Source organism: Muricoccus vinaceus, from assembly GCF_042433125.1.
Classification (GTDB): domain Bacteria; phylum Pseudomonadota; class Alphaproteobacteria; order Acetobacterales; family Acetobacteraceae; genus Roseomonas; species Roseomonas vinacea.
Genome location: NZ_JBHLVZ010000083.1, coordinates 84325 through 108735 on the forward strand (window position 1 = coordinate 84325; position 24411 = coordinate 108735).

At 69.8% G+C, this 24411-nt stretch carries 25 protein-coding genes; 13 read left to right on the forward strand and 12 right to left on the reverse strand.

Features of this window, described 5'->3' with window-relative positions; all coding sequences use genetic code 11:
* Positions 1–91 precede the first annotated feature (91 nt).
* Both ACFFIC_RS22560 and ACFFIC_RS22565 read right to left on the reverse strand, forming a co-directional pair.
* Positions 92–760 (reverse strand): HNH endonuclease, encoded by a 669-nt coding sequence (locus ACFFIC_RS22560; protein ID WP_377054562.1) that lies wholly within the window; start codon positions 758–760, stop codon positions 92–94.
* The gene (locus ACFFIC_RS22565; protein ID WP_377054564.1) at positions 757–2028 is read right to left on the reverse strand and encodes an AAA family ATPase; all 1272 of its coding nucleotides are present in this window, start codon (positions 2026–2028) and stop codon (positions 757–759) included. The genes ACFFIC_RS22560 and ACFFIC_RS22565 overlap by 4 nt, the downstream gene beginning before the upstream one ends.
* Before the next feature lie 540 nt (positions 2029–2568).
* On the opposite strand from ACFFIC_RS22565, the gene ACFFIC_RS22570 reads away from it, so the two are divergent.
* From ACFFIC_RS22570 to ACFFIC_RS22620, 11 genes are all read left to right on the forward strand, one after another.
* A complete protein-coding gene (locus tag ACFFIC_RS22570; protein ID WP_377054566.1) occupies positions 2569–3159 on the forward strand; it encodes a transposase in 591 nt (196 codons plus the stop codon).
* Between the two features lie 357 nt (positions 3160–3516).
* Complete coding sequence (locus ACFFIC_RS22575) at positions 3517–4752, forward strand: argininosuccinate synthase (RefSeq protein ID WP_377054568.1); 1236 nt, start codon at positions 3517–3519, stop codon at positions 4750–4752.
* A 100-nt stretch (positions 4753–4852) separates the two neighbouring features.
* Positions 4853–5560, forward strand: a complete 708-nt coding sequence (pyrF, locus tag ACFFIC_RS22580; protein WP_377054570.1) for an orotidine-5'-phosphate decarboxylase — start codon at positions 4853–4855, stop codon at positions 5558–5560.
* Entirely contained in the window at positions 5557–6207 is a 651-nt protein-coding gene (locus ACFFIC_RS22585) for a phosphoribosylanthranilate isomerase (protein ID WP_377054572.1), read from the forward strand. Before pyrF ends, ACFFIC_RS22585 begins: the two co-directional genes overlap by 4 nt.
* Positions 6208–6217: 10 nt before the next feature.
* Complete coding sequence (locus ACFFIC_RS22590) at positions 6218–7120, forward strand: EamA family transporter (protein ID WP_377054574.1); 903 nt, start codon at positions 6218–6220, stop codon at positions 7118–7120.
* A 50-nt stretch (positions 7121–7170) separates the two neighbouring features.
* The gene (trpB, locus tag ACFFIC_RS22595; protein WP_377054576.1) at positions 7171–8403 is read left to right on the forward strand and encodes a tryptophan synthase subunit beta; all 1233 of its coding nucleotides are present in this window, start codon (positions 7171–7173) and stop codon (positions 8401–8403) included.
* Positions 8400–9260, forward strand: coding sequence for a tryptophan synthase subunit alpha (gene trpA, locus ACFFIC_RS22600; RefSeq protein WP_377054578.1), 861 nt, complete (start codon positions 8400–8402; stop codon positions 9258–9260). The genes trpB and trpA overlap by 4 nt, the downstream gene beginning before the upstream one ends.
* A gap of 205 nt (positions 9261–9465) precedes the next feature.
* Complete coding sequence (locus ACFFIC_RS22605; protein ID WP_377054580.1) at positions 9466–11298, forward strand: hypothetical protein; 1833 nt, start codon at positions 9466–9468, stop codon at positions 11296–11298.
* Entirely contained in the window at positions 11295–12335 is a 1041-nt protein-coding gene (locus tag ACFFIC_RS22610; RefSeq protein WP_377054582.1) for a TAXI family TRAP transporter solute-binding subunit, read from the forward strand. The genes ACFFIC_RS22605 and ACFFIC_RS22610 overlap by 4 nt, the downstream gene beginning before the upstream one ends.
* Positions 12336–12434: 99 nt before the next feature.
* Positions 12435–13292 (forward strand): hypothetical protein, encoded by an 858-nt coding sequence (locus tag ACFFIC_RS22615; RefSeq protein ID WP_377054584.1) that lies wholly within the window; start codon positions 12435–12437, stop codon positions 13290–13292.
* Between the two features lie 6 nt (positions 13293–13298).
* Complete coding sequence (locus ACFFIC_RS22620) at positions 13299–13625, forward strand: hypothetical protein (RefSeq protein ID WP_377054586.1); 327 nt, start codon at positions 13299–13301, stop codon at positions 13623–13625.
* A gap of 7 nt (positions 13626–13632) precedes the next feature.
* On the opposite strand, the gene ACFFIC_RS22625 is transcribed toward ACFFIC_RS22620, so the two are convergent.
* From ACFFIC_RS22625 to ACFFIC_RS22635, 3 genes are read right to left on the reverse strand one after another with little or no spacing between them, the layout of a single operon-like run.
* Positions 13633–14577 (reverse strand): PAS domain-containing protein, encoded by a 945-nt coding sequence (locus ACFFIC_RS22625; protein WP_377054588.1) that lies wholly within the window; start codon positions 14575–14577, stop codon positions 13633–13635.
* Positions 14567–14863 carry a chaperone modulator CbpM gene (locus ACFFIC_RS22630; RefSeq protein ID WP_377054590.1) on the reverse strand — a complete coding sequence of 99 codons (297 nt, stop codon included), beginning with the start codon at positions 14861–14863 and terminating at the stop codon, positions 14567–14569. Before ACFFIC_RS22630 ends, ACFFIC_RS22625 begins: the two co-directional genes overlap by 11 nt.
* Positions 14860–15804: a DnaJ C-terminal domain-containing protein gene (locus tag ACFFIC_RS22635; RefSeq protein WP_377054592.1), complete on the reverse strand. Its 945-nt coding sequence runs from the start codon at positions 15802–15804 to the stop codon at positions 14860–14862. The genes ACFFIC_RS22630 and ACFFIC_RS22635 overlap by 4 nt, the downstream gene beginning before the upstream one ends.
* Before the next feature lie 194 nt (positions 15805–15998).
* On the opposite strand from ACFFIC_RS22635, the gene accD reads away from it, so the two are divergent.
* Positions 15999–16928 (forward strand): acetyl-CoA carboxylase, carboxyltransferase subunit beta, encoded by a 930-nt coding sequence (gene accD, locus ACFFIC_RS22640; RefSeq protein WP_377054594.1) that lies wholly within the window; start codon positions 15999–16001, stop codon positions 16926–16928.
* An 83-nt stretch (positions 16929–17011) separates the two neighbouring features.
* Positions 17012–18370: a bifunctional folylpolyglutamate synthase/dihydrofolate synthase gene (locus tag ACFFIC_RS22645; protein WP_377054596.1), complete on the forward strand. Its 1359-nt coding sequence runs from the start codon at positions 17012–17014 to the stop codon at positions 18368–18370.
* Positions 18371–18386: 16 nt separating this feature from the next.
* On the opposite strand, the gene ACFFIC_RS22650 is transcribed toward ACFFIC_RS22645, so the two are convergent.
* From ACFFIC_RS22650 to ACFFIC_RS22680, 7 genes are all read right to left on the reverse strand, one after another.
* The gene (locus ACFFIC_RS22650; protein ID WP_377054598.1) at positions 18387–19148 is read right to left on the reverse strand and encodes an OmpA family protein; all 762 of its coding nucleotides are present in this window, start codon (positions 19146–19148) and stop codon (positions 18387–18389) included.
* Positions 19145–20368 (reverse strand): cupin domain-containing protein, encoded by a 1224-nt coding sequence (locus tag ACFFIC_RS22655; RefSeq protein WP_377054600.1) that lies wholly within the window; start codon positions 20366–20368, stop codon positions 19145–19147. Before ACFFIC_RS22655 ends, ACFFIC_RS22650 begins: the two co-directional genes overlap by 4 nt.
* 100 nt (positions 20369–20468) lie before the next feature.
* Entirely contained in the window at positions 20469–20903 is a 435-nt protein-coding gene (locus ACFFIC_RS22660) for a hypothetical protein (protein WP_377054602.1), read from the reverse strand.
* Positions 20904–21024: 121 nt separating this feature from the next.
* Positions 21025–21426 carry a hypothetical protein gene (locus tag ACFFIC_RS22665; protein ID WP_377054604.1) on the reverse strand — a complete coding sequence of 134 codons (402 nt, stop codon included), beginning with the start codon at positions 21424–21426 and terminating at the stop codon, positions 21025–21027.
* Between the two features lie 62 nt (positions 21427–21488).
* Positions 21489–22601 carry a hypothetical protein gene (locus ACFFIC_RS22670; RefSeq protein WP_377054606.1) on the reverse strand — a complete coding sequence of 371 codons (1113 nt, stop codon included), beginning with the start codon at positions 22599–22601 and terminating at the stop codon, positions 21489–21491.
* 46 nt (positions 22602–22647) lie between these two features.
* Entirely contained in the window at positions 22648–23565 is a 918-nt protein-coding gene (locus ACFFIC_RS22675) for a CsgG/HfaB family protein (protein WP_377054608.1), read from the reverse strand.
* A 3-nt stretch (positions 23566–23568) separates the two neighbouring features.
* The gene (locus ACFFIC_RS22680; protein ID WP_377054610.1) at positions 23569–24027 is read right to left on the reverse strand and encodes a curli assembly protein CsgF; all 459 of its coding nucleotides are present in this window, start codon (positions 24025–24027) and stop codon (positions 23569–23571) included.
* Positions 24028–24411: the final 384 nt, after the last annotated feature.

The following is a 24411-nucleotide window of genomic DNA, read 5'->3' on the forward strand; positions in this document are numbered from 1 at the left end:
CTCTCGGGCTATTTCTCATAACAAACAATGTTGATCTTCAGGATTAGCGAGTTTGGAATGCGCGTATAAATCTGGCTAAAAATTTTGCGTTTTATTCGTCGTTATGGCTAGCCGAGGCGGCCCGCGAGCGCATCTCCTCGATTTCGAGTCGCGCGAGAATCGATGCTAAGATTGGTTTTGCCTCGTCGACAGTGTGAGAAAAGCGAAGATCTGTTACATCCTGCTCAAATCTCTTGTCTCGGATCGGCTTGCGAATTTGCGCTTCTTTAACCCAAAAACGGAAAAGGTCGCAGTGGTAAATTGTAAATGCCCCTTTTGCTGTTAACCCGCGGTAGGTACTTCTGCCTTCAACCTGAATGTGGTCATCATAATTATCGAAATGCGGATGAACAATCTCGTACGCCTGCGAAGACTTAGGCAAGCGCAGATAGGCTCGCTTAGTTACTCGGGTTGAGCCTTTTTGGCCATTACATTCTAGGCACGCAACAGCAAGATTCTGAGGTTCGAACATAAAGCGTGCTGTCTCACTGCGCGGAATTACATGTTCAACATCCCATACCTTTCCATGCGCGGAGAGAATTTGCTGCTGGCAGTAGCAGCAACGGTACTCTTGTTTTGCAATATAATGCTGCTTTATCGTTTGTCGAATTGGAGCTACATCGTCTTTTTCCCAAGTTTTCGACGAAAAATCGCTGGATTTCAGAATTTCGTTGATCTGGTCTTTTTCTGACATGGAGTAAATGATAGCTTGCTCTATCACCCTTTAACACTCCCTCGCACCATGATCTTTTCCAAGTTAGAGATTAATTCGATCACTCCTGGATTATCTGTTATGAGTGGTCTTATTTCAACTAGTCCCCTAACTGTAGTGTGGAATTCAGATCCTGCGATCAATCCATCTGCAGCCAAGCGTAATGCTTTCACTAATTCTTCTTGTACATAATAATTATTTCCGCTTGCAACTTTGAACGCTTTCACAAGCAAATAATCGATTGGACGCCCAGACACTTCGTGCCCATTCTGAGGGATATCGTCACTTAATGAATACAGTGTTGCTGAAGGTGGAGCATCCGACAGGACAAGTGGAGAGTGAGTAGCCAAAATATAGTGACAATCATCATATTCTGCGAAGGTTGATGTAAGAAGATCCACATATTTGGATTGCCATTCTGGATGTAGATTCGTTTCCGGCTCGTCAATCAAGACGAGTGAGTTATCTTGAAGGTGAGAGGCGAGCGACATAAAAGTAATCGCTATACTTAGCTCTCCAGAGCTGGCTTCCTTAAAATCAACGAATTTGCCGTCTAGTTTTTGGGCTCCAACACCGAAGAGGCGTGCCAAGCCAAGCCGTCTTAACAACTCCATCCCATCAAAGGCTGCGGTTGCTGCAGGCAGCGGGTCATATACATTTAATGGAACAACAACAAAGCCGCGGTTGCTATTCGCTAACGCCGTTTTGGCGGCTTGGCTAAAATCTTTGACTATCTCTTTGTTTTGGCGCGCGGCATTTTCCAGCCCGCGCCGAGGATAAGTTCCCGGTTCGTTAACACGTTTCAGGAAAGCCTCGCCTTGATGCTCAGCCAAATCTTTCAGAGCGGTTGAAGAGTCTAGACGAAACACAACGTTCAAGGTTGGGAGGTACCCGACTAAGTCGAAAACTTTTGCAATGCGGCCACGACTTCTAAGCCCTTGACGAGAAAACAGTCTTGCCACTGTTCTGAGTAGCAGCGATGAAACTGACGCCCGTCCCATCCGGTCGCGCATCCCGACGTATGAATAGACGTCGTCAGGCTCAAACTCTAAATCATCTTCCTCCAGATAAGGAAATCTACGTTCAAGACTTCGGACCGGGAATTTGTCAAACGGGGTCATAGACAAAGCTATTACCTTTGATGGCAGCATCGCGTCGGAAAGCGGCCAATCAACCCCATTTACCTTTAGTTTTGGAGCTTCGCTATGACGTGCGGTAATTTCATGATGTTGCCCGTTTACTGAATAAATCAAGCTTCCTAACGGGAAGCGCGTCATCGGCCTTCGTCCGTAGCGTTGCACAAGCTGAAACGATGTTGCTATGGACGAAAGTAGCCGGCTTTTTCCCTGACCGTTTTTCCCGAGAACGACAGATATTTGGCCATTGAACGCTTCGCTTTTGGAGGAAGGTGAATCGCTCGTTGGAAATGACACACCCACTGACCGGATTGGTTCCATTTGTCGATCTGGCTGCCAGCGAGGCTTTGATACCGTGCCGACAGTCTCGGCATGGATGAGTTTGAAACCACTCACTAGATTGCACTCCGCATTCAACAGCTAGGTAATTTCGAGTTAACCGGCTGAGAAAATCAACTACCATTTCAGTTGAACCTTAAGTAACTGGAAGCTCTTCGGCAACCCATTGGGACTGGGGCGACATTTAAGAAGGCTCCATAGTACTACTTACAATCATCAGAATTGCGCGAGTCACAAGGTGCGGGCACACCGCACACAGGAGAGGAACTTGCCTGGGTTAGAGCTTGACAAAAGGAATATATTCTTCCAAGAACAGCATTCATCTGCAGAGAGGCACCCCCCATGTCCCGCCTCACCCCACCCCGCCCCTGGTCCCCCCTCTCCGACGACGCCTGGCTCGCCCTCGCCCCCTACGTCCTCCCCCGCGCCCCCCAGGGCCGCCGCATCGCCGATCTCCGCCACCGCATGAACGCCATCTTCCATCTCGCCTCCACCCACGGCGATCCCTGGAAGAACCTCCCACCCCAATACGGCCGCCCCGAAACCGTCGCCCGCTTCTTCCGCCGCCTCACCCACAACGGCCTCTGGCACCGCCTCCTGGCCGTCCTCGCCCAATCCGCCCTCAACCACCCCCTCCGCGGCATCGAGCACCTCATCTGCCGCGCCACCCGCCGCGCCGCCCGCATCGGCGGCATGCCGCTCCTCCTCCTCATCCGTAAGCTCGGCCTCCGCTCCGCCCTCAACGGCCCCCCCTGGCTCCTCCCCGATCCCCTTTTGTCCGAAATGCTCGCCAGGGCCCCTCACCCGCCCCTCGTCGCCACCCGCGCCGGCCTCGCCACCCTCCGGCGACACCTGAAAACGCTCAAAGCCCTCACCCGAACCGCCCTCGGCCGCCGCCACATCCCCCGCAGCGTGCGCCTCGCATGGCCCTGAGCGATGCGGAGCATCTTCTCCGGCGCAATGCGCAGCATTGTCGCCAGCGCGGCGCAAAGCGCCGTCGCCCCAGCGCAATGCGCAGCATTGTCGCCAGCGCGGCGCAAGGCGCCGTCGCCCCAGCGCGATGCGAAGCATCGTCGCTCCCTCACGGCTGCCGCCAACCCCAGGGGGATGCGAAGCATCCTCCCGCGCCGCCCGCGCTTCCCCCCACCTTGCCCCCGCCCTCGCCCTGCGGCACATCCGGCCCACCAACGAACGCCCGCGGCCACGGCGCGCACCCGCGCACCCGCCGCCCGCGTCCAAGCCCGCGGCGCGGCCACCCCGCCCGCCCGAACCCGGAAGGTCCCAGGTCCAATGAGCGTGAAAGACGTGAAGAAGGTCGTCCTCGCCTATTCCGGCGGCCTCGACACCTCCGTCATCCTCAAATGGCTGCAAACCACCTACGCGGCGGAGGTCGTCACCTTCACCGCCGACCTCGGCCAGGGCGAGGAACTCGGCCCCGCCCGCGAGAAGGCCAAGCTCCTCGGCATCAAGGAAGAGAACATCTTCATGGAGGACCTGCGCGAGGAATTCACCCGCGACTTCGTCTTCCCCATGTTCCGCATGAACGCCCAGTACGAGGGCTGCTACCTCCTCGGCACCTCCATCGCCCGCCCCCTCATCTCCAAGCGCCAGATCGAGATCGCCGAGCAGGTGGGCGCGGATGCCGTCTCCCACGGCGCCACCGGCAAGGGCAACGACCAGGTCCGCTTCGAGATCGCCTACTACGCCCTCAAGCCCGACGTGAAGGTCATCGCCCCCTGGCGCGAATGGGACCTCACCTCCCGCACCCGCCTCCTCGAATTCGCCGAGGCCCACCAGATCCCCATCGCCAAGGACAAGCGCGGCGAGGCCCCCTTCAGCGTCGACGCCAACCTCCTGCACTCAAGCTCCGAGGGCAAAATCCTCGAGGAGCCCTGGGACGAGCCCCCCGAGATCGTCTGGCAGCGCACCACCTCCCCCATGGACGCCCCCGACCGCGTCACCGAAATCACGGTGGAGTTCGAGCGCGGCGACGCCGTCGCCATCAACGGCGAGCGCATGTCCCCCGCCACCCTCCTCACCCGCCTCAACGCCCTCGGCAAGGAGAACGGCATCGGCCGCCTCGACCTCGTCGAGAACCGCTTCGTCGGCATGAAGTCCCGCGGCGCCTACGAAACCCCCGGCGGCACCATCCTCCACACCGCCCACCGCGCGATCGAGAGCATCACGCTGGACCGCGAGGCCGCCCACCTCAAGGACAGCCTCATGCCCCGCTACGCGGAGCTGATCTACAACGGCTTCTGGTTCTCCCCCGAACGCCGCATGCTCCAGGCCATGGCCGATGCCTCCCAGGCCAGCGTCACGGGTGAGGTCCGCCTCAAGCTCTACAAGGGCAACACCATCGTCACCGGCCGCCGCAGCCCCAACAGCCTCTACAGCATGAAGCACGTCACCTTCGAGGACGACCAGGGCGCCTACGACCAGTTCGATGCCCAGGGCTTCATCAAGCTCAACGCGCTGCGCCTCCGCCTCGGCGCCATGGCCGGCCGCCGCGGCGGCGCCCTCTGACCGTGCCGCCCGCCCCGCGCATCCCCGCACCGCCCGCGGCGGAACAAGGCCTCGCCGCCGGCGGGCCTGCGCGGGGCCGGGCCGCGGCCATGGTCCGCCCGTGATCCCGCGCCCCCACCGCGCCGGCATCATCGCGGCGCTGGACACGCAGGACCCCGCGCGGGCGGAAGCCTGGGCGGCGGCCCTCGCCCCCCATCTGGGCTGCCTCAAGCTCGGCCTGGAATTCTTCGTCGCCAACGGGCCGGCCGCGGTCTCGCGCATCGCCCGGCACCGCCCCGTCTTCCTGGACCTCAAGTTCCACGACATCCCCAACACCGTCGCGGGCGCGGTGCGCTCCGCCTGCCGCCTCTCCCCGGCCATGCTGACCATCCACGCGGCGGGCGGCCCGGCCATGGTGGCGGCGGCCCGGAAAGCGGCGGAGGAATTCGGAACGGCACGCCCCGCCATCCTCGCGGTGACGGTGCTGACCAGCATGGACACGGCGGCGCTCTCCGCCACCGGCGTGTCCGGCGGCACGGCGCAGCAGGTGCTGCGCCTGGCACGGATGGCGCTGGAGAACGGAGCGGACGGCCTGGTCTGCTCCCCGCAGGAGGTCGCGCCGATCCGCGAGGCGCACGGGGCCGGGCCGCTCCTGGTGGTGCCGGGCATCCGCCCCGCCGGCAGCGCGGCCGGCGACCAGTCCCGCATCGCGACCCCGGAAGAAGCGGCGGCGGCCGGCGCGGACTGGCTGGTGATCGGGCGCCCCATCACGGGCGCGGACGATCCGGCGGCGGCGGCGGCGTCCATCGCCGCCGCGCTCGCGCGGTGACGCTGGTCAAGATCTGCGGCCTGAACGACCGCGCCGGGCTGGACGCCGCGGTGGCGGGCGGGGCCGACATGATCGGCCTGGTCTTCTTCCCGCCCTCCCCGCGCGCGGTCACGGCGGACGAGGCGGCGGCGCTCTCCGCCCATGCGCCCACCCCGGCGGAAGGCGGGCCGCTGCGGGTCGGGCTGTTCGTGGATGCGGCGGACGAGGCGATCGCGGCCGTGCTCGGGGCCCTGCCCCTCGACATCCTTCAGCTGCACGGGGAGGAGGACCCCGCGCGCTGCGCGGCGGTGCGGGCGCGCTTCGGGCGGCCCGTGATGAAGGCGCTCGGGATCGCCACGGCGGCCGATCTCGCCCTGCTGGAGGATTATGCCCCCGCCGTGGACCGCTTCCTGCTGGACGCCAAGCCCGCGCCGGGCGCCGCCCTGCCCGGCGGGAACGCGGCGTCCTTCGACTGGTCGCTGCTGGCGGGGCGGGCGGTGCCGCGGCCCTGGCTTCTGGCGGGCGGCCTGACGCCGGACAACGTGGCGGAGGCGGTGCGCGCCACGGCTGCGCCGGGGGTGGATGTTTCCTCGGGGGTCGAGAAAGCGCGCGGTGTGAAGGACCCGGCGCGGGTGCGCGCCTTCATCGACGCGGCGCGCCGGGCATGAGGGGCGGCGCGTGACGCCTGCCCACCTGGCGCTGGCGGTGCTGACCACGGTGCTCTGGGGCTTCAACTTCGTGATGATTCAGGTGGGCCTCCAGAGCGGGCTGCCGCCGCTGCTGATGGCGGCGCTGCGCTTCATGGTGGCGGCCATCCCGGTGCTGTGGCTGCCCCGGCCAAAGATCCCCTGGCGGCGGCTGGTGGCGATCGGCCTGTTTCTCTTCCTGGGGCAGTTCGCGCTGCTGTTCACGGGCATGGCGGCCGGGATGCCGCCCGGCCTGGCCTCGGTGGTGCAGCAGTCCCAGGCCTTCCTCACCGCGCTGATCGCGGCGGCGGTGCTGCGAGAGAGGCCCTCCGCGCGGGCGGTGGCCGGAATGGCGGTGGCCTTCTCGGGCCTGGCGCTGATCGGCACCACGGCGGGATCGGGGGGGATGACCGCGCTCGGGCTCGGGCTGTGCCTCCTGGGGGCGGCGAGCTGGGCGGGGGGGAACGTGCTGCTGCGAGGCGCCGGCTCCTCGCCGGGGGGGCCCGTCGCGCTGATGGCCTGGCTGGGGCTGGTGCCGATCCTGCCGCTGCTCGGGCTCTCGCTGGCGATCGAGGGGCCGGCGGCCGTGGGCGCGGCGCTGGCGGGGATCAACCTCTCCGGCGTCGCCGCGGTGCTGTACCTCGCCGTGCCCTCGACCCTGGTGGGCTACGGCATCTGGGGCTTCCTGATGGCGCGCTACCCGGCGACCACCGTGGCCCCCTTCGCGCTGCTGGTGCCGATCTCGGGGGCGGCTTCCGCGGCGTTGGTGACGGGAGAGAGCTTCGGGGCGGCGCGGCTGGCCGGCATGGCGCTGGTGGTGGCGGGGCTGGGGGTGGGCGCTTTAACCCTGCCCGCCCGCTGGCGCGGGCGTGACCGCGCCCCCACCTCGCGCTAAGAGCCTTCGCCCCATTCTTCGGGCCAACCCGCACCGGGAAAGAACCCGCCGTGAACAAGCCGCTTCCCACGCCTGACCGGCCCAACAGCCTGCGCAACGGGCCCGACCCCCGCGGCCGCTTCGGCGACTTCGGCGGCCGCTTCGTGGCCGAGACGCTGATGCCCAACGTGGTGGAGGTGCAGGAGGCCTATGACGCCGCGCGCAAGGATCCCGAGTTCGACAAGGAATGGCGGCGGCTGCTGAAGGACTATGTGGGCCGGCCCTCGCCGCTCTGGTTCGCGGAGCGGCTGACGAACCATCTCGGCGGCGCCAAGATCTACTTCAAGCGCGAGGAGCTGAACCACACCGGCGCGCACAAGATCAACGCGGTGATCGCGCAGATCATGCTCGCCAGGCGCATGGGCAAGACGCGCATCATCGCCGAGACCGGCGCGGGGCAGCACGGGGTCGCGACGGCCACCGCCTGCGCGCTGTTCGACCTGCCCTGCCTGGTGTTCATGGGCGCGACCGACGTGGAGCGGCAGAAGCCCAACGTGTTCCGCATGAAGCTGCTGGGCGCCGAGGTGAACGCGGTGACCTCCGGCGCCGCGACGCTGAAGGACGCGATGAACGAGGCGCTGCGCTACTGGGTCGCGAACGTTCACGACACCTACTACTGCATCGGCACGGTGGCCGGGCCCGCTCCCTACCCGCAGATGGTGCGCGACTTCCAGTGCGTGATCGGCGACGAGACGCGCGAGCAGTGCCTGGCGGCCGAGGGGCGGCTGCCGGACGTGGTGGTCTGCGCGGTGGGCGGCGGGTCCTCCGCGATGGGGATGTTCCACCCCTTCCTGGACGACGCCGAGGTGAGGCTGGTGGGCGTGGAGGCGGCGGGGCGGGGCCTGGAGAGCGGCGCGCATGCCGCCGCCATCAACGGCGGTTCGCCCGGCGTCCTGCACGGAAACAAGACCTACCTGCTGCAGGACCGGCACGGCCAGATCACGGAGGCGCACTCGATCTCCGCCGGGCTGGACTACCCTGGCATCGGGCCGGAGCATTCCTGGCTGCACGAGATCGGGCGGGCGGAATACGTGGCGGCGACGGACGACGAGGCGCTCTCGGCCTTCATGCTGTGCTCCAAGCTGGAGGGGATCATCCCCGCGCTGGAATGCGCGCACGGGATCGCCGAGATCATCAAGCGGGCGCCCACGATGCGGAAGGACGAGATCATCGTGCTCAACCTGTCCGGGCGCGGCGACAAGGATATCTTCACGGTGGCGCATCACCTGGGGGAGAAGCTGTGAGCGCGCCGGCCGCCGAGGCAGCCCCGGCGCGGATCAGGACGGGGCGGATCGCGGCGCGCTTCGCGCAGCTGCGGGCGGAGGGGCGCGGGGCCTTGATGCCCTTCCTCGAGGCCTATGACCCCGATCCCGCGACCAGCATGGCGATCCTGCGGGGGATGCCCGGCGCGGGGGCGGACCTGATCGAGATCGGCGTGCCCTTCACCGATCCGGCGGCCGACGGGCCGACGGTGCAGAAGGCGGGGCAGCGCGCGCTGAAGGCGGGGGGCTCGCTGGCGGGCGCGCTCGCCATGGTGCGCGACTTCCGGCGCGACGACGACGAAACGCCGCTGGTGCTGATGGGCTACCTCAACCCCATCCTGGCCTATGGCGCCGAGCGCTTCTGCTGCGATGCCAGGGAAAGCGGCGTGGACGGGCTGATCGTGGTGGACATGCCGCCCGAGGAGGCGGAGGAGCTCCGGCCCTTCGCGCACGGGCTGGACATGATCCGGCTGGTGGCGCCGACCTCCTTGCAGGGGCGGTTGCCGATCGTGCTCGATGGCGCCGGGGGGTTCATCTACTACGTGGCCATCACCGGCATCACCGGCACGCGCTCGGCCGAGGTGCAGGACCTTCAGGCGGCGATCCCGATCGTGCGGGCCGCGACCGACCTGCCCATCGCCATCGGCTTCGGGGTGCGCACGCCCGGGCAGGCGGCGGATGCGGTGCGGGTGGCCGATGGGGCGGTGGTCGCTTCCTCGCTGATCGAAATCCTGGCGGGGACGCTGGACGAGAAGGGGCGCGCGACCTCGGGCACCGTGCGGGCGGTGCTGGACGGTGTGCGGGCGCTGGCGGAAGGGGTGCGCGGCGCCCGCAGCTGAGGAGCGCACCCGGCGATTTGAGGACGCGCGGCCGGGCCGATAAACCTAAGGTATGGCTTCCACCGCGCCCGCGTGCTTCGTTGAGGCATGAAGTGCGCTTTTCGCCACGGCCCGGCTTGCCCGGATGTTTCGTTTTCAGATCAACGGCTTGCCGCCCGGGTCCGCCGCGGGCGGGTTACCCCCCGCGTTGCTCATGCCTGACGCCATGAGAGCGGCTGCTCCCCTGCCGGACGATGGGCCGGACACCCTCCTGGGGGCCTGGGGCGGGGAGGTGCTGCCTGGTGCCTGGCTGCCGGGCGACGCGCGCTGGCCCGCGGCCGCCATCCGCTTCGCGCTGCTGCACCGGGCCCATGGCGTCGCGCTGATCGACCTGGCGCCGGAGAGCGTGCCGGAGGCGGTGCCGCGCTTCCTGCAGGCCCATCGCGCGCGGTACCCGGGGCAGCGGGTGCCGCCGGTGGTGTACCGGTCCTTTTCCAAGGCGGATCTCTGGCGGCTGACGGTTCTGCTGGACAACGCCTTCGCGGCCGAGCCCGCGCCGGATCCGGCCGACGAGGGCTGGACCGGGCGGGCGAGGGCCCTGCTGGTGCGGGCACCGGTGGCGGGGCGGGTGACGCTGGCGGAGCCGGTGCGGGCGCCCGAGGTGGAGGCGAAGCCCGTGCCGCCGCCCGCCCGCGCGATGGCGCAGGAGATCCGGCTTCCCTCCGCGCCCGTGGCGCCGGCCGTTTCCGCGGCCTTGCCCACGGCCGATGCGGAGGCGGCACCGATCAACCTGCCCGAGCGGCCGCCGGGCGCAATGCGGGTGGTGGCGCCGGCGGCCATGGCGCGGCCGGGCATGGCGCGGCAGGCCTTGCCGCTGGCCGTGCTGCTGCTGGCCGTGGCGGGAGCCGGGGCCTGGACGGGCTATCTGCCGCTCCCGGAAGGCTGGCTTTCCCGCGGGGGAACGGAGTCCGGGGGCATGGAGGGCCTTGCCTCGCCGGGGCCGTCGCGCGGCCTGGACAAGGTTGCGGCCGGGGAACCCGTGGCCGGGCCGTCCGCACGCTCCGCGCCGGTGCTGGCCGAGGATACCGTGCTGGCCCGTGCCTCGGAGGTCGTGCCGATCCCCGTGGCGGATGCCGCGCCGGTTCCGGCGGTGGAGGCCGAGCCCGTTCCGCGGGCGGCCAAGGCCCCGGCCGGGGTGGCGGAGGATGCGCCGGCCGCGGCGGCGCTTCCAGCCGTCGCCGATGCCGTTGCGGCGACCCTGCGGGAGGAGGCCCGGCCGGCCGAGGCCCCGGATGCGGTTCCCGTGCCGGCCGCGCCGCCCTCGGGCCTGCGCCTGGCCGCGGCCGAGGCCCCGCCGGCGCTTCCGGCCGGGCCGGCTTCGCCCGGTGGCGTGCCCGCAGCAGATGGCCCGGCGCCGGGGCCGTTGCCCGCCGTGAACGGCGTGCCGGCGCCTTCCATCCGGGCCGCGGCGTTGTCGCTGCCGGTGCTGGCGGAGGCGATGCCGGTGCCCTTCCCGGTTCAGGCCGATCCGGTTCCGCCGCCGGCGGGCGCGCTGCCCGCACCGCCCACCGGGGCGGTGCCGCGCGGGCCGAGGCCGCCCGTGTCCGTGGAGGGCATGGCGGACCGCACCGGTGGCTGGGCGCTGCCGGTCGCGCAGGGAGTGGCCTTGCCGCCCGAGCCGGTGGCGGTGCCGCCGCCGGCGGCGCCGGTCCTGGCTTCGGCGGTGGCCGCGCCGCGCCCGCAGGCGCCCGCCCTGGCCCCGGCGCTGCTCACGGCGCTGGTGCGGCGTGGGGATGCCATGCTGGCGATCGGCGACGTGTCGGCGGCGCGGCTGCTCTACGAGCGGGCGGCGGCGGCCGGCAGCGCGGCGGCGGCGACGGCCATGGGGCGGAGTTTCGATCCGCAGGTGCTGGCGACGCTGGGCGCGCGCGGCCTGCGCGGCGATCCCGAGGCGGCGGCGGCCTGGTACCGGCGCGGCGCCGCCATGGGCGATGCGGACGCCCGTTCCCTGGCGGGGCGCCTGGCTGCCGCGTCCCATGAAGGAGGGCGCACGCCGTGAGCTCCGACCCGATGCCGCCCCGGAGGGGAGGCGTCGCCTCCCGCCGCGGGCTTCTGCTGGCGGGCGCGCTGGCGCTGCCGGCCCTGCGGAGCGCGCAGGCCCAGAGGGAAGCACCGGGCTTCCGGGAGGCCTCCCCGCGCGACACGCTGGCGACCCTTGGCGCGCGGGCGAACGCGGGCACGATCGGGGTGATCTCGGGCGGGGTGGACGGCACCTATGTGCGCATCGCGGCCGACCTGGCGGCGGTGCTGGACGACGGGGACCGGCTGCGGGTGCTGCCGATCATCGGGCGCGGCTCGGTGCAGAACATCTCCGACATCATGTTCGTCCGGGGCGTGGATGTCGGGATCGTGCAGTCCGACGCGCTGGCCTTTGTCCGCAGCCGGCGGCTGTTCCCGGGCATGGGGCAGACCATCCAGTACATCGCCAAGCTCTATGACGAGGAGGTGCACGTTCTGGCGCGGCCCGAGATCACGCGGGTGCAGGACCTGGCGGGGCAGCGGGTGAACGTGGACGTGGCGGGCAGCGGCACGGCGATGACGGCCTCCCTGATCTTCGAGGCGATGGAGATCGACGCGACGCTGGCGAACGACCCGCAGGACGTGGCGCTGGGCAAGCTGCGGCGGGGCGAGATCGCGGCGCTGGTCTATGTCACGGGCAAGCCGGCGCGGCTGTTCACGGGGCTCGGGGCGGATTCCGGGCTGCACTTCCTGGCGCTGCCGATGACGCCGTCGCTGATCGAAACCTACCTGCCGGCACGGCTCGGGCACGAGCAGTATCCGGGCCTGGTGCCGGCGGAGGCGCCCGTGGACACGCTGGCGGTGGGCGCGGTGATGGCGGTGTACGGCTGGTCGGCGGGAACGGAGCGGCACCGCAAGGTCGCCGCCTTCGTGCAGGCCTTCACCGGCAAGTTCGAGCGCTTCCTGGTGGCGCCGCGCCACCCCAAGTGGCGCGAGGTGAACCTGGAGGCGCAGGTGCCGGGCTGGGTGCGCTTCAACCCGGCGCAGGAGGCTCCGCCGCCGCGGCGGCGATACTGACGGGGCACCGCGCCGGGGTTGGCGGGGTGCGGGGGCGTGGCGCATCATCGGGCGCCACGGCCGGGTGAACGGCCGGGCTCTCGGGAAGGAAGCTGTCTGATGTCCGGATTCGGGTCCACCCCATTCACCCTGTTCACCCTGTTCCGGCGCCTCGCGCTGGGGGCGGGGCTCGCGCTCGGGCTTGCCGCGGCGGCCGAGGCGCAAAGCCCGGCACGGCCGGCGGTGCAGGCGCTGGAGGAGCGGCCGGCCTCGGCGATCTTCATCGGCAACAGCTTCTTCTACTACAACAATTCCCTGCACGGGCACGTGACGAACCTGCTGCGCGGGGCCGGGGAAACGCGGCCCTTCCGCAGCACCTCCGTCACCATCAGCGGCTCGGGCTTCGACTGGCACGACGTGGAGTCGTACTTCCGGCCGAACGCCGTGGGCTCCTATTCCTTCGATGCCAACAACAACATCGTCTTCAACAACAACGCCCGGCTGTTCGACATCGCGGTGATGATGGATTGCAGCCAGTGCCCGATCCATCCGCGGCTGTCCGCCGTGTTCACCGACTTTGCCAGGCGCCACAGCGACACGGTGCGGCGGCACGGCGGGAAGCCCGTGCTGTTCATGTCCTGGGCCTATGCCGACAAGCCCGAGATGACGGAACAGCTCGCCGAGGCCTACACGCGCGCGGGCAACGACAACGACGCGCTGGTGATCCCGGCGGGGCTGGCCTTCGCCCGCAGCATCCGCGAGCGCCCCTCGCTGAACCTGTATGTCGCGGACAAGCGGCATCCGAGCCTGGCGGGCACCTATCTGGCGGCGGCGACCACCTATGGGGCGATCTTCGGCGGTTCAACCGAGGGCAATCCCTATACGGCCGGGCTGGACGCCGACACCGCGCGCTTCCTCCAGACGGTGGCCTGGCAGACGGTGCGCGACTACCTGGGCACGCGGCGCGCGGGGAACTGAGCACGGGTGCGCGGGAGCATCGGGGCCGCCGCCCTCGTCCTGCTGGCGGCATCGCTGCCTGGCGGGGCGGAGGCGCGGGCGGCCCGCTGCGAAACAACGGATGACGGCGCCTATGCCTGCGACTTCCGCGCGACGGACCGGGCCGGCAGCTTCCGCGTCACCGCGCCGGGGAAGCCTGCCTTTATCCTGAACGTGGACGAGCCCGGGCGGGGCTCCGCCTTCGCCAATTTCGGTTCGCGCAACGTCAGCCTGCCCGGCACCTATGTGCGGATCGCGGCGGATCCGGCCTGCTGGGAAAGCGACGAAACGCACGCGCGGATCTGCGTGCGGTAGGGCGCGCTCAGCCTGCCAGCGGCAGGGCGATGGTGCAGAACAGGGCGCTGCCCTCCCGGCGCCGCTGCACCTCCCCGCCCAGGGCGAAGCGGAGCGCCTCCTCGATGACGGTCCAGCCGGAGGAAGGGGCGGGGCTGCCGCCGCGCTCGGTCCAGGCGATGTGGAGGCGGCGGTCGATGCTGTCCTCGACCGCCCAGGTGACGGACACGGCGCCCCTCGCGACGGCGGCGAGTTCGTGCAGCGCCAGGGCCAGGGGTTCCGCGATGCCCGGGCGGAGGGCGACGGGGGGCCCCTCCAGCCGGGCACCGACGGAGCGGGCGGCGAGTTCGCCGCGGAGCAGGGTTTCGAGGTCGGTGCCGGTCCGGCCGGCGGCGGCCTGGGCGCGGCCCAGGGCCGCCAGGCGGTCGCCGAAGACGCGGCCGTCATCGGGGGAGACGAGGGTGCGGGTGGCGATGGCGCGCACCGTTTTCAGCATGGCGCGGGTGCGGTCCCGCAGCATCGCGGCCTGGGGGTGCGGATCGGGGGCCTGGGTGGCGTCGCGCTGGATGGAGAGCCAGTGCGTCACCTCGCCGTTTCGGCCGAGGATGGGGCCGACGATCCACTCGTTGCGGTAGGGGCTGCCGTCCTTGCGGTAGTTGACCGTGGCGCCGGTGAACTGGCCGGTGGTGGTCAGCCCATCACGCAGGCGGTCCAGTTCCGCGCGGTCGGTTTCGGGGCCCTGAAGGAGGCGGGGGGAGCGGCCGATCAGCTCGGCGGCGGTGTAGCCGGTGATCGCCTCGAAATGCGCGTTGGCGTAGCGGATGCGGGGGCCGGGAGGGTCGAGCGGGGCATCCGTGATGACGGTGGCCAGGCCCGCGACATCGAGCGCCGCGCCCAGGATGGCGGCGCTGAGGGCGCCGACGCTGCCGGACAGGTCGGGGGCGCCGGCTGGCCCGGGCGGGTCAGCGTTCAACGGGCGTGCTCCTCGATGCGTCCAGCGCCTCGGCCAGGCGGCGAAGCTGGCGGCGGGTGGCGTGGAGCTGGTCGAGCAGGCGGAGCACCACGGGCATGGCGGCCTCGTTCACCTCCAGCTCCTCGCGCAGCTCCAGGATCAGGCGGCAGCGGGCGATGTCGATCTCCTGGAACACCAGCCGCCCGGCCTGATGCTCGGGGCGGACCCAACCCTCCGCGATCCAGGCCTGGAGCTCCGCCTCGTGCAGGCCCCGGAGCTGGCTGAGAACGGCATCGAATCCGGTCACGCCTTCCTCCGCATGGCGGCGCGGGGATCCCCGGCTTCGGCGGGGGACCAGCCGTGCAGGAATTCCTCCAGCTTGTTGTCCACCGGGCCGAGGACGAGGCAGAGCGTGACGAGAAGATCGCCGGCCGGGGTGCCACCCGATTCGGCCACGCCCCGGCCGCGCAGGCGCATCTGGGTGCCGGCCTCCGAGCGTGGCAGGACCGTCAGCATCACCTCGCCGCGCGGGGTGGGAACGGGGATGCGGGCGCCCAGCACGGCCTCGCGCAGCGTGACCGGAAGCTCCATGCGGAGGTCGCGTCCGGCGCGCTCGAAGAAGGGGTGGGGGCGGACGGACACCTCGATCAGGGCGTCGCCGTCCGGGGCACCCTGGCTGCCCGGGGAGCCGCGTCCGCGCAGGCGGAGAACCTGTCCGTCCTCCAGGCCCGGCGGGATGCGGACATCGAGGTCGCGTCCATCGGGCAGGGTCAGGCGGCGGGTGGCGCCGTTCACGGCGTCCAGGAAGTCCACGGCCAAGCGGTATCGCGCGTCGCGGCCGGGGCGGGGGCCGCTCTCGCGGCTCCGGAACATGCCGAGGATGTCCTCGAGATCGTCGGGATCGAAGCTGGCGGCGCCCGCGGTGCCGCCGCCCATGCCCGCGAAGGGGTCGCGCGGGCGGTAGCGGGCGCCCGCCGCGCCCTCGGCCTGGTCGCGGTAGAAGCCGCGGGGCGGAACATCCTGGCCGGCGGCGTCGATCTCGCCGCGGTCGAAGCGGGCGCGGCGCTCGGGATCGGAGAGGAGGTCGTGGGCGGCGTTGGCGGCCTTGAACCGCTCCTCCGCGGCCTTGTCGCCGGGGTTGAGGTCGGGGTGGTCCGCCTTGGCGATCTTGCGGAAGGCGCGGCGGATCGCCTCGGCATCGGCCGTGCGGCTCACGCCCAGGATTTGGTAGGGATCGTTGGACGCCATATCCGGGAGATAACGCCCGGAAGCCCCATTCGGTCCAGGCCCCGGCCCGTGGGTTTGATGCAAGGGTTTCGATGGTGCTCCGCCGCCCCTTGCGCGGGGGGGCCGGACGCGCCTACCTCCCGCCCGGCCGGGCGCCCCCTTGCCCCGCGGCACCGGGGGGCGGGGCATGGCCCGGACCGTGTTATGGGGCAGGGATGAACTGGATCTCCGACTGGGCGCTGCCCAAGATACAGACGCTGTTCGGCGCCAAGCGCGACGTGCCGGAGAACCTCTGGATCAAGTGCCCGCATTGCGGGGAGATGATCTTCCACCAGGACTTGGAGCGGAGCCTGCACGTGTGCCCGAAATGCGGGCACCACATGCGCATCGCAGCCGCGCGCCGGCTGGACTACACGCTGGATCCCGGCTGGGCGCGGATCGAGCTGCCGCGGGCGCCGGCGGACCCGCTGCGCTTCCGCGACCAGCGGCGCTACGGCGACCGGCTGCGGGAAGCCCAGCAGAAGGCCGGGATGGACGACGCGATCGCGGTGGCGCACGGGGCGATCGACGGGCGGCCGGCGGTGGCGGCGGCCTTCGAGTTCTCCTTCATGGGCGGCTCCATGGGGGCCGGCGTGGGCGAGGGCATCGTCACGGCGGCCCGGCTGGCGGTGCTGCAGGACGCGCCGCTGATCGTCTTCACGGCCTCGGGCGGGGCGCGGATGCAGGAGGGGGCGGTTTCCCTCATGCAGATGCCGCGCACGGTGATCGCGACGCGCATGGTGAAGGAGGCGGGGCTGCCCTTCATCGTGGTGCTCTGCGACCCGACCACGGGGGGCGTGACCGCGAGCTTCGCCATGCTGGGCGACATCCAGATCGCCGAGCCCGGGGCGCTGATCGGCTTCGCGGGCGCGCGGGTGATCGAGCAGACGGTGCGCGAGAAGCTGCCCGAGGGCTTCCAGCGGGCCGAATACCTGCTGGAGCACGGCATTCTCGACATGGTGGTGCCGCGGGGCGAGATGCGGGCCACGCTGGCCCGGCTGATCGGCTTCCTGCGGCCGCCGGAGCCGTTGCCGGAGCCCGTGCAGGTGGCGCCGCCGGTGCCCGGGCCCCTGCCCGCGCCCGCGCCCACGCCTGCGGCGGAATAGGCGTTTCCCGCCCTGCCCGGCGGCGGGGCGGCCCTTCCGGGGGCTGCGCCGGGCCGGTTCTCTCCTGAGCGGAGCACCCGGCCATGGCCGATAACCCAGTTCTTCCCGCGACGCCCTGGGGCGCGCCCGCCGGCCTGCGGGCCTTGCCGGGCGCGGGGCGGTCGGAGCGGATCATCGACCGGCTGCACGGGCTGCACCCGAAGCTGATCGACCTCAGCCTGGGGCGGCTGGAGCGTTGCCTGGCGGCGCTGGGGCACCCGGAGCGCCGGCTGCCGCCGGTGGTGCACGTGGCCGGAACCAACGGCAAGGGCAGCACCTGCTCCTTTCTGCGCGCGATCGCGGAGGCCGCGGGACAGCGGGTGCACGCCTATACCTCGCCGCACCTGGTGCGCTTCCACGAGCGGATCCGCCTGGCCGGGGCGCTGGTGGAGGAGGAGGTGCTGGCCGCCGCGCTGGAGGAGGTGGAGACGGCCAATGGCGGCGAGCCCATCACCGTGTTCGAGATCACCACGGCCGCCGCGCTGCTGCTGTTCAGCCGGGTGCCGGCCGACCTGCTGGTGCTGGAGGTCGGGCTGGGCGGGCGCTTCGACGCGACCAACGTGGTGGACCGGCCGGTGGCCTGCGCCATTGCCTCGATCTCGATGGATCACACGGACTTCCTGGGCGACACGTTGGCGGCGATCGCGGGGGAGAAGGCGGGGATCATCAAGCCCGGCGTGCCCGTGGCCACCGGCCGGCAGGAGCCCGCCGCCCTGGCGGTGCTGGAGGCGGAGGCCCTGTCGCGCGGCGCGCCGCTGCTGACGCGCGGGCGGGACTGGGACGTGTCCTGGGCGGAGGGCGGGCTGTTCTTCCGCGATGGCGCGGGCGGGCTGCGCCTGCCCGCGCCGGGGCTGCCGGGGCCGCATCAGGCGGATAACGCGGGCATCGCGGTGGCGGCGCTCAGGGCCTGGAACCCGGCTTGGCTGGGCGACGGCGCGGTCGCGGCCGGGGTGGCTTCCGCCACTTGGCCCGCGCGGCTGCAGCGCCTGGAAGGGCGGCTGGCGGCCACCCTGCCGGAGGGCTGGGAGCTGTGGCTCGACGGGGGGCACAATGCCGGCGCCGGGGTGGCGCTGGCGGAGCAGGCGCGGGCTTGGGGCGACCGGCCGCTGCACCTCGTGGTCGGCATGAAGAAGTCGAAGGCGGTGGCGGATTTCCTGGCGCCGCTGCTGCCGCACGCGGCCTCCGCCTGGGCGGTGGCGGAGCCGGGGCAGCACCTGGCGGTGGCGCCGGAGGAGATCGTCGCGGCCTCGGGCGGGGTGGCCCGGGTGGGGCCGCTGGTGGCGGATGCGCTGGCGGCGCTGCGGGACGCGCCGGGTGCCGGCGGGCCGGCCCGGGTTCTGGTCTGCGGCAGCCTCTACCTGGCCGGCGAGGTGCTGAAGGCGGACGGGACGCTGCCGGACTAGAGCCGGCGGCGCCGCGTCAGTCCGGCCGGCGTTCGCCGGCGGCCGGGGGCGCGGGCGGCGGGGGCGTGGTTTCCCGGGCCGGGGGCGCCGCGGGCGGTGCCGGCGGCGGGGGCGTGGTTTCGCGCGCCGGGGCCTCGGCGGGCGGTGCGGGCGGCGCCTCGCGCAGCGGGGCCTCGGGCGGGGACGGGGCGGCCGGGGGCGTCGGGGGAGGCGGCGTGGTTTCGCGCGGCGGGGCTTCGGCGGGCGGTGCTGGCGGCGCCCGGGGCACCTCGCGCGGCGGAGCTGCCTCGGGTGGTGCGGGCGCGCGCGGCACCGGCTCGGGCCGGGGGGCGGAGACGGGCATCACCACGATGGAGACGCTGCGGGCGATCGTGTTGCCGGTGGTGCGGCTGAAGCCGGCGACGCGAGCCTCGGAGCGGAGGCGGGCTTCGGGGATGCCGGCGGCACGGAGGGCTTCGCGCACCGCGCGGGCGCGGCTGGCGGCGAGCTGGACGCTGGTCTGCTGGCCGCCCTCGCGACGGGCATGGCCGAGGATGCAGGCGTTGCGGCCGGGCTGTGCCTTGAGGAGGGCGGTGGCGGCCTCGAGGTTGGCGCGGGCGGCGTCGGTCAGGCCGTCGCGCCCGGCGGCGAAGGGAATCTCGAAGACGTCGTCCTCCAGCTCCTCGGCGCCGACGCAGGCGAAGGGGGGCTGGGGGCGGCTGGGCTGGGCGTTGGCGGGGCCCGGGAGGATGGGGCGGGCGAAGGTGAGAAGCAGCGCGACGGCGAGGAGGGGGCTCATGCTGCGGCAAGCGCTCCGGCGTCTGCGAGGCGGGTGAGGAGGGCGTCCGCGTCGATGGCGGGGTGGGCGGCGCGGAGGCTTTGCGCGTCCACCTCGCGCCGGGCCAGGAGCCAGCCCGCGGCCTCGGCCTCGGGCGGGGTGAGGGGAAGGGTGGCGGCCGGGGTTTTCAGCACCCAGTCCGTGCCGCGGCGGACGGGCTTCACGCCGGGGGCGAGGACGCGGAAGCCCGGGGCGCCGCTTTCCGCCGCGGCGGCCTCGGCCGGGGCTTCCATGCCGCGGGCGGCGAGGAGGTTGACGCCGCCGCGATGGTAGCGGGCTTCGGAGACGTGGCGCGCGAGGACCTGGAGCACCTGCGGGTCGCGCGCGAGCTCGGCCATGCGCTGGCCGAGCTGGGCGGCGCGGCTGGTGAGGGCGAACTGCGCGGCGGGCGTGCCGTCCTGCCGGGGCAGGGGCTGGCGGAAGACGGGGTCCTGCAGGGCGCGTTCGGCCAGGAGGTTGGCAAAGTCCACGCCGATGGGGGCGTGGACGCCGTAGGCGATGTGGACGGAGGCCGGGCCTTCCGCCAGGGCGTCGTGGTACCAGCCGCGGGGCAGGTAGAGCAGGTCCCCGGCCTTGAGCAGGATCTTCTCGCGCAGCACGCCCTTGGCGCGGTCATGGTGCGCCTGGCCGAGGTTGCGGAAGGCGGGGTGGGGGATGGGGTAGTCGGCGCGGCCGGACCAGATGTTCCAGGTCTTCTCGCCCTCGACCTGGACGGCCCAGACGTCGTGGGTGTCGAAATGGGCGGGGAAGGCCTTGTGGGCCTGGAAGGAGACGTAGACGTTGGCCTGGGCGCGGCCGAAGCCGGCGTCTTCCAGGGCCTCGCTCACGGAGGCGAGGCCGGGGGTGAGGCTGTCCACGTCGTTGAGCACGAAGGAGGCGCCCTTGGACGCCCATTCGCGGAGCTTGCGGGCGTCGGGCTGCATCACCGGGACGTTGTCGCGGCTGGTGGCGCGGAGGCAGTAGGCCTCGGGCGGGACGGGCTGGGCGTCCATCTGCAGCTTGAGGGACTGGCTGGTCCAGATGTGGGTCTGGTTCAGCAGCCGGTCGATGGTGGGCCAGGAAAGGACGCTGGCGAACTTGGCCGCGCCGCCCCGGATATGGGCGGGCTGCTTGTCGTGGAATTCCGCCAGGAAGCGGGCGGGCTCCATGGGGGAGAGGAGGTCGGCGAGGGTCAGGGCCATGGCGGGGGCAGGGTAGGCGGATTGGGGCGGGGCGGCCAGGGGATGCGAGCGGCGTTCCGCGGTGGGTGCCGCTTCCCCCGGGTGGCGGAAGGGGCTGGTCTCAGTCGAGCTGCCCGCCGCAGTTCAGCAACTCGTCCAGCCTGACGCCACCCGGGTCCTGCACGGCCTGGTTGCGGAGGTTGAAGCAGCGCCGGTTGCGGGCGTTGCGGGGGTCGAAGGCCGTGGAGGTGGCCTGCCAGGAAGCGCCGAGCTGCGGCTCGAAGAGCGAGGCGGGGTCGAGGTTCATGAACTCGTAAAACTCGCTGAGCACCGCCGTGCCGATGTAGATCTCGGTCAGGCTCGGGACCACGGCCGTGACCTGCTGGAGGTCGAGGAAGGTCCAGTCCTCCCGCTTCTTGCCGGCGATGCCGAGCAGGAAGGCGCGCGTGACCGGGTCGATGCGGCGGTCGTTCAGGAAGGCGCGGATCGAGGGTGGGATGATGCGCTGGGCGGGAATGTCGCCCCGGGCGCCGCGCGGCTCATTGAGGTCGATCACGCGAGAGGCGGCAGGCGCAGCGCGGCGGGCTTGAGGTGGCCGATCGGCCGCCTCAGCCTGCGGCGTAGGCTGAGCGCACGCCAATGCCGGCAGGAGCGCCAACGTCAAACCCAGGGCGATCCTAGCGAACGGTGACAGTGGCCGGTGCTCCCGAGGAGAAGATCGACGCGCCGCCAGCTCCTGGCCCGCTCTGCTGCACGCGGATGCCGCCGGTCTGCCCAGACTGGTCAATGCGCACGCCCGCGCCACCCGTTTGGAGGCTTTCGGCGGAAAGGTTGCTGCCGTTCTGGGTAACGATGGAGGAGTTGCCCGTGCCCTGCTGGAGAATGCGGGCGGTGTTGTTGGTGCCGGACTGGTTGGTTTCACCCCAGTTGCCATTGCCGGACTGGGTGACGTCGGAGACCTGACCGCCGCCGCTGCGGCTGATCACCCGCTGGGTGGCTTGATCGGTCATGGTCTGGGTATCCGCGGCAATGGCTGGCCCTGCCACGACGGCTGCCAGCGCGAGGAGAAACTTTTTCACGACGGCTTCCTTATGGGAGCGGCGAGGGAAGGTTGCAGCCTTCCCTCGCCGCTTGCCAGTGATTACCGGCTCTGGGTCTGCTGCGAGATATTGCTGTTGCCGGTCTGGGTCACGTTCGCGATGTGACCGAGGCCGGACTGGGTGGTAACGGCGGAGTTGCCGTCGCCGCTCTGCTGAACGTAGGCGCGCAGCAGGTTGCCGGCGGTCTGGCGGCTCTCCGCCTTATTGCCGGTGCCGTAGAACTGGGTCTGCTCGATGGTGCTATTGGTCGCGGTGCCCTGATAGGCAATCGCAATGCCGCTGATGCCGCGCTGATCCTGCCGAACGATGCTGCCCGTGCTGCTGATCTGCTCGGACTGAGCGTCGTTGCGTGAGCCAGACTGGCTCTGGACGAGGCGCTGGTCGCTACCGGTCTGCTTTCCGGACGCCATGTTGCTGGTGCCGTTCTGAGTCTGGCTGCTCTCGTTGCGGTCGCCGGTCTGGTTCAGCGTCGCCGTGTTGGTGGTGCCGAACTGCTGCGACGTCGCGTTGTTGTTGTTGCCGACCTGCGTGATCGTCACGGTATGGCCTGTGTCGCCCTGCGTTGAGTCGGCGGTGTTGTTGTTGCCGGTCTGGGTCTGCGTCAGCGTGTGGCGTGTGCCGAACTGGGTGCCGGTGGCGGTATTGCTGTTACCGTCTTGGGTCTGGGTGGCGTCGTTGTAGACGCTGGAGCCCTGCACCACGCCCGTAGCGGTCTGCGTCAGAGTGGCACGGTTGAAGGAACCGGTCTGCGACTGGGTACCGCGGTTACGACCGCCGTTCTGCGAGATCGTCGCGGTGTTGTTGGATCCAGCGTTCTGATCTTGGTAAGCTTGGTTGCTCGTGCCGTTCTGCTCAACCGTGCCGGTGCTGTAGCTGCTGTTGACCATCTGGCGCTGGCGGCTCTGGTTGCCGTTGCCACCCTGCTGACGCGCCGAAACGGAGCCGAAGGAACCGTTCTGCGTCTGGCGGTTCTCGTTGGAGTTGGTAAACTGGCGCGCGGTAGCGGTGTTGTTGCCGCCGGCCGACTGCACGTTCTGCTGCTGATAGTTCTCGTTCTGGTTGCCGACCTGCTCGATGGTGGCGACGTTGTCGGCTGCCATGGCGCCGAACGACAGGCCAACGACGGCAACGGTGGCGAGGAGAAGCTTCTTCATGGTGTGAGTGTCTTTCACGATGGACATGATGTTTCTGGACCCCCTGTCACGCACCGCCACGGGTGGTCTGTCCGCCGGGGGAGCTTCCGGCAGTCACCTGTGATGGAATCTGTCCGTCGCGGGTCGTCAGGTATTCCCTGATCACCGCACGACCTTGGGTTTCGTCGGCGAAGCCCCAGAAGTTCTTGTCGGCGCCTTCGGCAATCATGGCGTGCACCGCCTTCTCGATCGCCTGGCGCACGGCAAGCTGGCGTGGCTCGTTGGTCGTGATGCCGCCCTCGATCTGCAGCAGCTTGTTGAAGCCGACGTAGCGGTTGGCGCCGCCCTGCACGCCCATGCTGTAGATGGTCTTGTCGGTGGTGACGCTGACCAGCACCTCGCCGGTCAGGACGCTGACCGCACGCAGGAACACCGAGACGGTGTCGCGGCGGTATTCGGTGTTGCCGCCGATACCGAGGAAGTTCGCGCCAAGCCCGCCCGTCAGGACGTTGCTGTCATAGGCGATGATGCCGCCCGTCACGATAATGCCGGCATTGCGCAGCGGGCCGATGGGCGGCAGCGGGCGGCCGTCCGGCCCGACGTTCTCCGAGCGGTTGGCGCGGATGATCTGCCGTTCCTGGAAAAGGTCGGCCACGCGGTTGCGCTCGACGACGCGGAACCACGGCGTGGTGTTGCGCCCGGCCTCCATCAGCGAGTTGATCAGGATCGAGGCGCCGCCCTGCGTCACCGCGAAGCTGTATTCGGCGAAGTTGTTGTTCGGCCTGTGCTGGCCGGTCTGGTCGAGAAAGGTGAAGACCGCGACGTCCAGCCTGTTCCGGGGCGCCGGCAGGTCGCGGAGGCTGTCACCCGCGGCGGTGCGGGCACCGAGCGTCGGGCTTTCCGCGAGCATGGTGGCCGGCGTGGAGCCGCAGGCGGCGAGCGCGAGCAGGCAGCCCGCTGCCACCGTGGATCGGAGCTTTCGCATGGGTCAGAAGTTCGGTACCGGGAGGGTGATCTGCGTCCGGCCGCCGCTCGCGCCCTCGTTGATGTCGACCACGATCTGGCCGCCGACGCGGAGGAAATCGACCGTGGTTCCGCCCACCGAGAAACGGCCGCTGTCGCGCGCGTTCTCGCCAAGGATTTGCTGGCCGATCGTTGAAGCGATCTGGCTCAGCAGGCTCGACGTGATCTGGCGCTGGAACTGCGCGGCTGGATCATTCGTGAGATTGGTCGCATCCTGTTGCCGGCGCTGCCGCTTGGCGTCGGGGCTTTCCAGATAGCGAAAGTTGTTTGCCTGAGCCTGGCCCAGGATGAACGGACCATTGAGCGGGCTTCCGCCGAAGGCGGGGTTCACCGGCTGATAAACCAGATCTCGCGCCGACGCACAGAAGGGGAAGATCGCCGCCGCAGCGAATGCGGCACGAGATAAAGCCCGGAACGAATGCAATCACGCCTCCCGCAATAGGCTGATGTTTTCTAAATTTTGAACTTTGGTGACGAAGAATTACCCGGAAGAACGCATTGGCGCACAGCGAAAAGTTTTCGTCCCTTTCGTGACAATTCGTTGTTTTATCGGATCAAAAAACCGGAATCGGCGCTTTCTTGGCTTTCTTTGCTACCGCTGATTGGTGAAAGGAGACCGCTTTAAGTTGCTATTCTCAACTTTTTTTGGCAGCGTCGAGGCCTTTCGCGGAATGGTTGCATCTTCACGTTTTTGTGTTATGTCTGAAAATCGCTCCACCGCTTCGGATTCTGCGACGGAACCTCGACCTGCGATCCAGTGGTGGTCCTGGACCCATCCGGGCCTGGCACAGCGCAGCCCTAGTTCGCC

Excerpts from the sequence above, each read along its gene's own strand:
- accD (WP_377054594.1), top strand. The coding sequence starts at position 15,999 with ATGAACTGGATCTCCGACTGGGCGCTGCCCAAGATACAGACGCTGTTC.
- ACFFIC_RS22605 (WP_377054580.1), top strand. The coding sequence starts at position 9,466 with ATGAGAGCGGCTGCTCCCCTGCCGGACGATGGGCCGGACACCCTCCTG.
- ACFFIC_RS22675 (WP_377054608.1), bottom strand. The coding sequence starts at position 23,565 with ATGCGAAAGCTCCGATCCACGGTGGCAGCGGGCTGCCTGCTCGCGCTC.
- ACFFIC_RS22570 (WP_377054566.1), top strand. The coding sequence starts at position 2,569 with ATGTCCCGCCTCACCCCACCCCGCCCCTGGTCCCCCCTCTCCGACGAC.
- ACFFIC_RS22575 (WP_377054568.1), top strand. The coding sequence starts at position 3,517 with ATGAGCGTGAAAGACGTGAAGAAGGTCGTCCTCGCCTATTCCGGCGGC.
- ACFFIC_RS22655 (WP_377054600.1), bottom strand. The coding sequence starts at position 20,368 with ATGGCCCTGACCCTCGCCGACCTCCTCTCCCCCATGGAGCCCGCCCGC.
- ACFFIC_RS22645 (WP_377054596.1), top strand. The coding sequence starts at position 17,012 with ATGGCCGATAACCCAGTTCTTCCCGCGACGCCCTGGGGCGCGCCCGCC.
- ACFFIC_RS22650 (WP_377054598.1), bottom strand. The coding sequence starts at position 19,148 with ATGAGCCCCCTCCTCGCCGTCGCGCTGCTTCTCACCTTCGCCCGCCCC.
- ACFFIC_RS22565 (WP_377054564.1), bottom strand. The coding sequence starts at position 2,028 with ATGACGCGCTTCCCGTTAGGAAGCTTGATTTATTCAGTAAACGGGCAA.
- ACFFIC_RS22635 (WP_377054592.1), bottom strand. The coding sequence starts at position 15,804 with ATGGCGTCCAACGATCCCTACCAAATCCTGGGCGTGAGCCGCACGGCC.
- ACFFIC_RS22615 (WP_377054584.1), top strand. The coding sequence starts at position 12,435 with ATGTCCGGATTCGGGTCCACCCCATTCACCCTGTTCACCCTGTTCCGG.
- ACFFIC_RS22670 (WP_377054606.1), bottom strand. The coding sequence starts at position 22,601 with ATGAAGAAGCTTCTCCTCGCCACCGTTGCCGTCGTTGGCCTGTCGTTC.